This window comes from Methylobacterium sp. Leaf465, assembly GCF_001424705.1.
Classification (GTDB): domain Bacteria; phylum Pseudomonadota; class Alphaproteobacteria; order Rhizobiales; family Beijerinckiaceae; genus Methylobacterium.
The window spans coordinates 1-9,414 of sequence record NZ_LMRA01000027.1 but is presented as its reverse complement, the minus strand read 5'-3'; the positions used below and the strand labels follow the sequence as shown (position 1 = coordinate 9,414).

Annotated in this window: 9 protein-coding genes; 8 read left to right on the top strand and 1 reads right to left on the bottom strand. The window is 68.2% G+C overall.

Annotation, left to right across the window (positions count from 1 at the left end):
• The first annotated feature begins 134 nt into the window (after nt 1-134).
• The 7 genes from ASG51_RS14980 (at nt 135) to ASG51_RS14950 (ending at nt 6,659) form a co-directional block, all read left to right on the top strand.
• A complete protein-coding gene (locus ASG51_RS14980) occupies nt 135-1,757 on the top strand; it encodes a PAS domain-containing sensor histidine kinase (RefSeq protein ID WP_277996213.1) in 1,623 nt (540 codons plus the stop codon).
• On the top strand, nt 1,745-1,960 hold the full coding sequence (locus tag ASG51_RS25120; RefSeq protein ID WP_056381678.1) for a response regulator: 216 nt from the start codon (nt 1,745-1,747) through the stop codon (nt 1,958-1,960). Before ASG51_RS14980 ends, ASG51_RS25120 begins: the two co-directional genes overlap by 13 nt.
• Nucleotides 1,961-2,105: 145 nt before the next feature.
• Nucleotides 2,106-2,981, top strand: a complete 876-nt coding sequence (locus ASG51_RS14970; protein ID WP_056381675.1) for an STAS domain-containing protein — start codon at nt 2,106-2,108, stop codon at nt 2,979-2,981.
• A gap of 4 nt (nt 2,982-2,985) precedes the next feature.
• Nucleotides 2,986-3,387 carry an STAS domain-containing protein gene (locus ASG51_RS14965; protein ID WP_056271262.1) on the top strand — a complete coding sequence of 134 codons (402 nt, stop codon included), beginning with the start codon at nt 2,986-2,988 and terminating at the stop codon, nt 3,385-3,387.
• The gene (locus ASG51_RS14960) at nt 3,368-3,772 is read left to right on the top strand and encodes an anti-sigma regulatory factor (protein ID WP_056381673.1); all 405 of its coding nucleotides are present in this window, start codon (nt 3,368-3,370) and stop codon (nt 3,770-3,772) included. Before ASG51_RS14965 ends, ASG51_RS14960 begins: the two co-directional genes overlap by 20 nt.
• A gap of 2 nt (nt 3,773-3,774) precedes the next feature.
• On the top strand, nt 3,775-4,770 hold the full coding sequence (locus ASG51_RS14955) for an ATP-binding SpoIIE family protein phosphatase (protein ID WP_056381671.1): 996 nt from the start codon (nt 3,775-3,777) through the stop codon (nt 4,768-4,770).
• Nucleotides 4,767-6,659, top strand: a complete 1,893-nt coding sequence (locus ASG51_RS14950; RefSeq protein ID WP_056381668.1) for an ATP-binding protein — start codon at nt 4,767-4,769, stop codon at nt 6,657-6,659. The genes ASG51_RS14955 and ASG51_RS14950 overlap by 4 nt, the downstream gene beginning before the upstream one ends.
• Nucleotides 6,660-7,249: 590 nt before the next feature.
• Here the strand turns inward: ASG51_RS14950 and ASG51_RS14945 are convergent.
• A complete protein-coding gene (locus ASG51_RS14945; RefSeq protein ID WP_056381666.1) occupies nt 7,250-8,188 on the bottom strand; it encodes an AraC family transcriptional regulator in 939 nt (312 codons plus the stop codon).
• A 94-nt stretch (nt 8,189-8,282) separates the two neighbouring features.
• Between ASG51_RS14945 and ASG51_RS14940 the strand changes: the two genes are divergently transcribed.
• Nucleotides 8,283-9,026 carry an SDR family oxidoreductase gene (locus ASG51_RS14940; protein ID WP_056271276.1) on the top strand — a complete coding sequence of 248 codons (744 nt, stop codon included), beginning with the start codon at nt 8,283-8,285 and terminating at the stop codon, nt 9,024-9,026.
• The last annotated feature ends 388 nt before the right edge of the window (nt 9,027-9,414 follow it).

Genomic DNA, 9,414 nt, shown 5'->3' with positions numbered 1-9,414 from the left:
GAGCCTGCGCTGGAGCCACCCTGAATACGGGACCGCCTCGGCTTCAGAGAGAATTAAATCCGAAGGAGCTGTCTGCCGATCCGCCAATCTGCCGACTGAGTACAGAAAATCGATTGAATGTCTGTGTCGTACGGATGCCTTCAGCGGAACGGCAGGACTCGACCCAACCCAGCCGTCCAGACCGCTGTCGGCGCTTCCCCAAAGCGATGGATTCGGCCATGCAGCGGGGCGGCGCCTACGCGCATCAATACCGCGTGCGTCGCGCCGACGGACGCTACTACTGGCTGGGGGCGAACGGCCGGGTCGAGCATGCGGCGGACGGGACGCCTTTGAGCTTTCCGGGGGTCCTGCTCGACGTGGACGAGCGGCGCGCCGTGGAGGCCGAGCACGGCCGCGTCGCCGCAGACCTGCGTGCCCTCAACGAGACGCTGGCACACCAGGTCGCCGAGCGCACCAAGGAACGCGACCGCATCTGGCACGTGAGCCAGGACATGCTCGGCGTCTCGGATGCGAACGGTGTCTGGGTCGGCATCAACCCGGCCTGGCAGCGCATCCTGGGATGGGACTACCACGACATCGTCGGCAAGACATCGGAGTGGCTCGAACACCCGGAGGACCGTGAGAGGACCAGGACCGAGGTCGCACACCTCGCCGCCGGCGGCCTGACGCTCGCGTTCGAGAACCGCTTCCGGGCCCGTGACGGCAGCTACCGCACGCTGTCCTGGACGGCCGTGCCGGTCGACGGAATGTTCTACTGCGTCTCACGCGACGTCACGCAGGAGAAGGAACGCGCCGCGACCCCGTTTCAGGCCGAGGAGGCCTTGCGTCAGTCCCAGAAGCTTAAGGCGGTCGGACAGTTGACCGGGGGCGTCGCGCACGACTTCAACAACCTGCTCACCGTCATCAAGTCGTCGACGGACCTGCTGAAGCGGCCGGACCTCGCACAGGAGCGGCGGGCTCGCTACATCGGCGCGATCTCCGATACCGTGGACCGGGCCGCCAAGCTCACGGGGCAGCTCCTGGCGTTCGCCCGCCGTCAGGCCCTACGACCGGTGGTGTTCGATGCCGGCTGCAGCGTGCGGGCCATCGGCGAGATGATGGGGACCCTGACGGGTGCCCGCATCGCCGTCTCGATCCAGGTCGGCGAGGAGGCGTGCCACATCAACGCCGATCCGAGCCAGTTTGACACCGCCCTGGTGAACATGGCGGTCAACGCCCGCGACGCGATGGACGGCGAGGGCCGACTCGACATCACGGTGGAGGCGGTGGGGGGCGTGCCGGCGATGCGCTCGCATCCCGCGCTGGTCGGGGACTACGTCCGGATCGCGCTGTCCGACACGGGATCGGGCATCGCGGCCGACCAGGTCGACCGGATCTTCGAGCCGTTCTTCACCACCAAGGGCGTCGGCCAGGGGACGGGGCTGGGGCTCAGCCAGGTCTTCGGCTTCGCCGAGCAGTCGGGCGGCGAGGTGATGGTCGACAGCGAGGTCGGACGCGGCACCACGTTCGCGCTCTACCTGCCGCGGGCGGACAGCGGCGTCGCCACCGCCGAAGAGGAGCCCGCGCCGGTCGACGCGGTGGTCGATGGGCGCGGGACCTGCGTCCTCGTGGTCGAGGACAATCTCGACGTCGGCACCTTCTCGACCCAGACGCTGCAGGAGCTCGGCTACGGCACCCACTGGGTCACGAACGCCGACGAGGCCCTGGCGACGCTAGCCGCCAAGCCGGACGGCTACGACGCGTCATGCCGGGCATGAACGGGGTCGAGCTCGGGCGCGCGGTCCGGCGCTTGTATCCCGGCCTGCCGGTGGTGCTGACCAGCGGCTACAGCCACGTCCTCGCACAGGAGAGCGACCACGGCTTCGAGCTGCTGCAGAAGCCGTACTCGGTCGAGGCCCTGTCGCGAATCCTGAGCCGGGCCGCCTCGAAGCCCCGGCGACGTAGGAAGGCTGCGGAATAGATAGGACCGGGAAAGCTCGCCGATGGACGAACCCGGCTAACCGACCAGGGACAACCACCTTTCGCCGACCCGGCGTGCGGCAGCGCCGCCTATCGAACCCGCCCCGGACAGGTTAGAGCCTTTCGAAGACGATGAGGATGGATTGATGAAGACGGACGGCGCCGAGGTCCTGACCAGGACGCTCACGGAAGACGAGGCCGCCATCCTCGATGCCTGGAATACGAGCTTGCGCGAGGGAAGCTCTCTGCAGAGCGGCCGCATCCGCGAGGCGGAGCTCAAGACCCAGGCCAAGGCTGTGTTCGGCCAGCTCCAGGACGCGCTCGGGGCGGGTGGGCTCGATGCCGATGGCACTGGTTTCGTCCCGCTGCGCGAGAGCCTCGCCGATATCTCCCGCTCGCGGGCGATCCAAGGCTTCACCCCCACCGACACCGCCAACTTCGTCTTCTCGCTCAAGGAGCCGATCTTCGAGGCCCTGAAGCGCGCGTCCGGCACGGACGCGACGTCTCTCGCGGCCGGTATCTGGGCGGCCGGCAAGGTCCTCGATCGGCTCGGCCTTCAGACCATGGAGGTGTTCCTGGCCAGCCGCGAGGAGGTGATCGGGCGCCAGGGCCAGGAGATCGCCGAGCTCTCGACGCCGGTCGTCCGGCTCTGGGACGGCATCCTCGCCCTGCCGCTGATCGGCACCCTCGACAGCGCCCGCACCGGCGTCGTGATGGAGAACCTGCTGCAGGCTATCGTCGACGAGGAGGCCGAGATCGCCATCATCGACATCACCGGCGTCCCGACCGTCGACACCCTGGTGGCGCAGCACCTTCTGAAGACCGTCGCGGCGGCGCGGCTGATGGGCGCCGACTGCATCGTCTCCGGCATCCGGCCGCAGATCGCCCAGACCATGGTCCATCTCGGCGTCGAGCTGAACGTCGTCTCGAAGGCGACCCTGGCCGACGCCTTCGCCGTCGCCCTGAGGCGGACCGGCCGCAAGGTGGTACGCCAGCAGGCTTCGACCGAGGGACGCGGCTGACGCCATGGACCGCATTCCGATCCTCAAGCTCGGTGGCGTGCTTATCGTCACCATCCAGGTCGACATGCACGACCGCCTCGCCCTCGCGCTGGAGGAAGACCTCACGGCGATGATCGCGCGCACCGGCGCGCGCGGCGTTCTGCTCGAAATCTCGGCGCTGGAAATCGTCGATTCCTTCATCGGGCGCATGCTGGTGAGCATCGCCGCGGTCTCCCGCGTCCTCGACGCGGAGACCGTCGTGGCGGGCATGCGGCCTGCGGTCGCCATCACGTTGGTCGAGCTCGGCCTGGAACTCACCGGCATCAGGACCGCGCTTAACGTCGAGCGGGGCATGGCACTGATCCAGGCCCGGATTTCCGAGGAGGACGACGGACACGGGAGCGACCGTGACCGTCACGAAGACTGAGACCTTACCCGTCCGATCCGGCGACGACGTGGTCCGCGTGCGCCAGCGCGTGCGTGCGCTCGCCATCGAGATCGGACTCGGGCTCGTCGACCAGACCAAGATCGTCACCGCGGCGAGCGAACTTGCGCGCAATACCCTCGATTACGGAGGGGGCGGCGACGTCCGCATAGAGATCGTGCAGGCCGGAATGCGCAAGGGCCTACGCCTAACCTTCGAGGACCACGGGCCCGGCATCGCCGACATCGAGCAGGCGATGACGGACCGCTTCACCACCGGCCGCGGCATGGGGCTCGGCCTTGGCGGAGCCAAGCGGCTCTCGAACGAGTTCCACATCGAGTCGACGCCCGGTTCAGGCACCCGCGTGACCATCGCGCGCTGGAAGTAGCCATGGACCGGGTCACAGTCACGGAAGCGAGCCAGGTTGCCGAGGCGCGGCGGCGGGCGGTGTCCGCCGCGCAGTCCATCGGCTTCGACGAGACAGCGACCGGCCGCGTGGCCCTCGTCGCGACCGAGCTCGCCACCAACATCGTCAAGTACGGCGTTCCCGGCGAGATCCTTGTCGGCACCTATGAGGACGGTACCGGCTCGGGGGTCGAGATCCTCGCCCTCGACAAGGGATCCGGCGTCTCGGACATCAGGTCGGCCCTGCGCGACGGCCATTCCACCGGCGGCAGCCCCGGCGAGGGTCTCGGTGCCGTACGCCGGCTGTCCGACGCCTTCGACATTGCTTCCCGACCCGGCGCGGGCACCGCGGTGATGGCGCGTCTGTCGGGCGTGTGGCCGGCCGCCTCGCACGCACTGCCAGCCTTCGGGGCGGTGACGGTGCCACTGAAAGGCGAGACGGCCAATGGCGATGCCTACGCGGTACGCGAGCGGGCTGACGGCTGGACGGCCATCGTGGCGGACGGGCTCGGCCATGGACCCGAGGCGGCCAAGGCGTCCGAGGAGGCGCTCAAGATTTTCCGGTGTCATCAGGACAGACCGCCGGCCACGATCCTCGCCGCCATCCATGCGGGTCTCTCGCACACCCGGGGCGGGGCGGTCTCCGTCGCGCGCTACGAGCGGGATCGAGAAACCGTCGCGATCGCGGGCATCGGCAACGTGATGGGAGCGGTCGTCTCAGGCACGGCGACCAAGCGAACGGTCAGCCTTGCCGGCACGGCCGGTCACGCGGCGCGGCGCATCCAGGAGTTCGAGTACCCGATGCGGCGGGACGATCTCTTCGTGCTCTGCTCGGATGGCATCGCGACCGGATGGTCCCTCGACGCCTTCCCCGGCATCGCCGGGGCGCATCCGGCGCTCGTGGCGGGCATGATCTACCGCGACTTCGCCCGGATCCGCGACGACGCCACCGTCCTCGTCGTTCGGGGGGATGCGGCATGAGGTGGCCACTCCTCGCCAGCCAGGTCGAGCACGAGGACGACATCATCACGGTGCGCCAGCGCGTGCGCCGCCTGGCCGAGCGCCTCGGCTTCGAGGTCCAGGACCAGACCCGCATCGCCACGGCCGTGTCCGAGATCGCGCGCAACGCCTACGGCTACGCCGGCGGCGGCCGGGTCGAGTACGGCCTCGACGAGGAAAGCGGCGGACAGTCCCTCGTCGTCCGCGTCCGCGACCAGGGGCCGGGCATCCCCCACCTCGATGACGTCCTTCAGGGACGCTATCGCTCGACCACGGGGCTCGGCATCGGCATCACCGGCTCCCGCCGGCTGATGGACCGCTTCGAGATCGAGACCGATCCCGGCAAGGGCACGGTCGTGACCTTCGCCAAGCGGCTGCCGCACGGCACGGTATCCTTCACCGGAAAGAGGCTCGCGAGCCTGGCGGAGGATGTCGCCCGGGCGCGGACCGAGGAACCGCTGGTCGCCTTGCGGGAGCAGAACCGTGAACTCCTACGCAGCCTCGCCGAGCTCGCTGAGCGTCAGGAGGAGGCGGAGCGCCTGAACCGCGAGCTCGCCGAGACCAACCGCGGGGTGGTCGCGCTGCATGCCGAGCTGGAGGACCAGGCCGAGCGATTGCGCCAAGCCGGGGCCTCGCTAGAGACCCAGGTCGCCGCGCGGACGGCCGAGCTCGCGGAGGCGAACGAACGCCTCGTCGCCGAGGCGGCCGAACGCGAACGGATGGAGCACGACCTGCGTCAGTCGCAGAAGCTGGAGGCCGTGGGCCAGCTCACCGGCGGCGTCGCGCACGATTTCAACAATTTGCTGACCATCATCCGATCCTCCGTGGACTTCCTGCGCCGCCCGGACCTACCCGAGGAGCGGCGCAAGCGATACATGGATGCAGTCTCCGACACGGTCGACCGAGCGGCCAAGCTGACCGGTCAACTCCTGGCCTTCGCGCGCCGGCAATCCCTCAGGCCCGAGGTGTTCGACGCCGGCGAGCGCCTTCGTGCCGTCGCCGACATGCTCGACACCATCACCGGCGCTCGCATCCGCCTCAGGGTCGAGGTTCCGGACGCGACCGCGCGGGTGCGCGCCGACGTCAACCAGTTCGAGACGGCGGTCGTGAACGCCGCGATCAATGCGCGGGACTCCATGGACGGTGTCGGTACGCTGACGATGCGGGTGCTCGCCGGGCAGCCCATGCCCTCGATCCGGGGACACGGCGGATCGCGGGGGCCGTTCGTGGCCGTCTCTCTGACCGACAGCGGCACGGGCATCCCCGCCGACGTCCTTGGGCGCATCTTCGAGCCCTTCTTCACGACCAAGGCCGTCGGCCGCGGCACGGGGCTCGGGCTCTCCCAGGTGTTCGGCTTCGCCAAGCAGTCGGGCGGCGACGTCGACGTGGCGAGCGCGGTGGGAGAGGGTACGACCTTCACGCTCTACCTGCCCGAGGTCTCGGACGAGCCGGCCGAGATGCCGGTCCCCGGCCCCGACGCTGAGGTGGCGCCCTCCGGCCTGGGCCAGCCGGTCCTGCTGGTCGAGGACAACCTGGAGGTTGGACGTTTCTGCGTCCAGATCTTGGAGGACCTTGGTTACGCGCCCGAATGGGTCGTCAACGCCGAGGAGGCGCTTGAATGCCTGGGCGCCGACGGCTCCGGCTTCCGGGCCGTCTTCTCCGACGTGGTGATGCCCGGCATGGGCGGCATCGAGCTCGCCAATGCGCTCCGGATACGGCTTCCGGACCTGCCGGTGTTGTTGGCCTCGGGCTACAGCCATGTCTTGGCGCGCGAGGACAGGCACGGCTTTGAGCTCCTGCACAAGCCGTACTCGGCCGACCAGATCGGCGAGGCGTTGCGACGCCTCATCGCCGCGGCGCCCGCGGGTTAGACGAGTACAGGGTTCGGGATCGTGATCCCCTGCGGCATCCGGCACCGCCGCCATCGTGCCCGGCTTCGACGGCCTCTCCATCCTGGCGCGCACTGTCCGCCGGGCTCTCGTCTTACCGGTGGTCCTCGTGGCGGCGGATCGCCGATGGTCCAAGGCCGACTAGAGTGCGGCTGACATCCATGCGCCGGCCCTCATGCCGGCGGATCGGCTTGAGGATCCGTTCGATGGGCACCGACCTACCGATGGGCAGCGATATCGGCCGGGCCCAGGCCTATTGCTAGCCAGCGGCGACATGGTCGGAGCCGCGTCGTATTGGTGGCGTCAGGCATCGGCGCATGCGTCGAAGAAGCGGCTAGGCCTTGAGTGGATCCGGCTTGCGACCATCCGGCAGCATCGCGCGCAGATGGTCGTGGACTGTCCGTCGTCAGATGATTCGGAACATTCAGCAATGTTCAAGAGCTGAGGCTCTGGTCCATCTGGGGTGACAGGTTAGACAGCCTGCGCGCAGTCACGCAGTCGATCGATGCTCTATAGCTTCCGCGGAAGGCGGCTTGTGGACGTCTTCTGATCGGAAGCAGCCGGACCGCATTCTACCCCTGTCCGACGTTAAGAGGCGCAGGGCTGCGGGGTTGGACACGTTGCTCGCGGGCGTAATGGATCGGCGGTCTGCCGACATGACGGGCGAAGGCGGTGCTGAAGGTGCTTGCGGACCCGTAGCCTACGCGCTCGGCCACCTCCGCCACGCCGGCTCCCTCGCGACCAAGCAGGTCCTTCGCCAGCGCGATGCGCCATGCCAAAAGATACGCCATCGGTGGGACGCCGACCTCGCGCCGGAACCGTTCGAAGAATGTCGAGCGCGACAGTCCCGCCTCTCGGGCCAGGACCGCGACCGTCCAGAGAGCGGTCGGCCGCTCGTGCATCCGGCGCAACGCGGCGGCCACGCGCTCGTCGGCAAGTCCGCGCAGGAGGCCCGAGGGCGCCGTCGGACCCGTAGTAGACCGGAGCGCCTCGATTAGGAGCACTTCCAGAAGCCGTGCAAGGATCACCTCACGGCCGGGCCTGTCCGCCCACGTCTCCTCGTTCACCAGGCCGAGCAGCATCGCCAGTCGCCCGACGCCGCGCACATGGACGAACCGAGGCAGGAGCGAAAGCAGCAAGTCAGTATCGTCGGAGGCGAAGGTGCAGTGCCCCACCAGCATCCGTAGGTCGGGCGGTACTTCGGCAGGGCCGAGCCTGAACACGCCGGGGCCGACTTCGACTGGTGGCGGCGGTCGCCCTGCCGACGGCGCGACGAGGCTGGACGCGGCGAAGGCGCTGGCTGCGGGGATCAGTACGAAGTCACCGGCCGCAAGGACGATCTCCGCCTCGCCGTCGATTACGAGCCGGCAAGTCCCATCCAGCACCGCGGCATAGAACGGCTGGCCATGATCATCCCGGCGGACGGTCCAGGCGCCCCCAGCCAGGACCAACTTGGAGAACGAGGCGCTGGGCTGAAGCAGCCCGACCACTTGGGTGAGCGGATCGACCATTACGGACGCTCGCCAATGAAAAACGGATTCGCACCCGTATCACGTCCGGCGGAGCGCACCTATCACCCTGTAGTGCGTCCCACGGGAGATCCCCATGAACACAATCCTAATCACCGGCTGCTCATCCGGCTTCGGCCTAGAGACGGCGCGCCTGTTCCTCGACCGCGGCTGGCGGGTCGTCGCGACCATGCGCACGCCCCTCTCCGCCCTACTCCCGGAGTCCGACCGTCTTATCGTCCTGCCGCTTGACGTGACCGACGCCGACAGCATCGCCTTAGCAGTCGAAGAGGCTGGGCCGCTCGATGTCCTGGTGAACAATGCGGGCGTCGGGTTGCTGAACGCCCTGGAGGGCTTGTCGATGGAGTCCGCCCGGGAGGTGTTCGAGACGAATACCCTAGGCACCATCGCCACGACCCAGGCCGTGCTGCCGCAGTTCCGGGAACGGGGCGCGGGAGTGATCGTCAACGTCACGTCGAGCGTGACCCTGCGGCCGCTGCCGCTGCTGGCGGTATACACCGCGAGCAAGGCGGCGGTGAACGCCTTCACCGAGTCCCTCGCGCACGAGCTCTTGCCATTCGGCGTGCGCGCCCATCTCGTCATTCCCGGTCGATCGCCGGAGACCTCGTTCGGGGCCAACGCCCGCACCCGGATGGGGATGAAGGTGCCAGAGGCCTACGGAGACTTGGCGGGCAAGGTATTCGCGAACTTCCAACAGGCGACGGAAGAGCTGACCCGGGCGTCAGACGTGGCCGAGGCGGTCTGGCGTGCAGCAACAGATCCGGCTTGCCCGATGCGCCTGCCTGCTGGCGCTGATGCGATCGCCTGGGCGGCGGCCTGACGCAATCCCGCGAACGTCTGCTTCCGCTGCAAATTTGCGCCGAAGCGGACTGGCAGAAATCCACCCGGTTCTGCCGTCCAAGCACGTGGCGGGGCGCCTCGAAAGCGGTCGTTTTTCGATGGGTCTCGTTTGAGGCGGTACGCCTCCGGTTCTCATCATCACCGCTCCTGCCGGCTTCTTGGCCGGTCCGGATGTCTGGTTCATCTTCGCTCCTTAAGAGCGACGATGAACCAGCCATCCTCCGTCCGTGTAGACCCTCAATCTATCCCATAGGTGCTGACGTCGGACACTGTCTGTCGTCAGATGATTTGGGACATTCAGCGGTGTTCAGGAGCGGAGGCTCTGGTCCATCTGGGGTAAGAGGTTAGGCAGCCTGCGCGTGATGGCG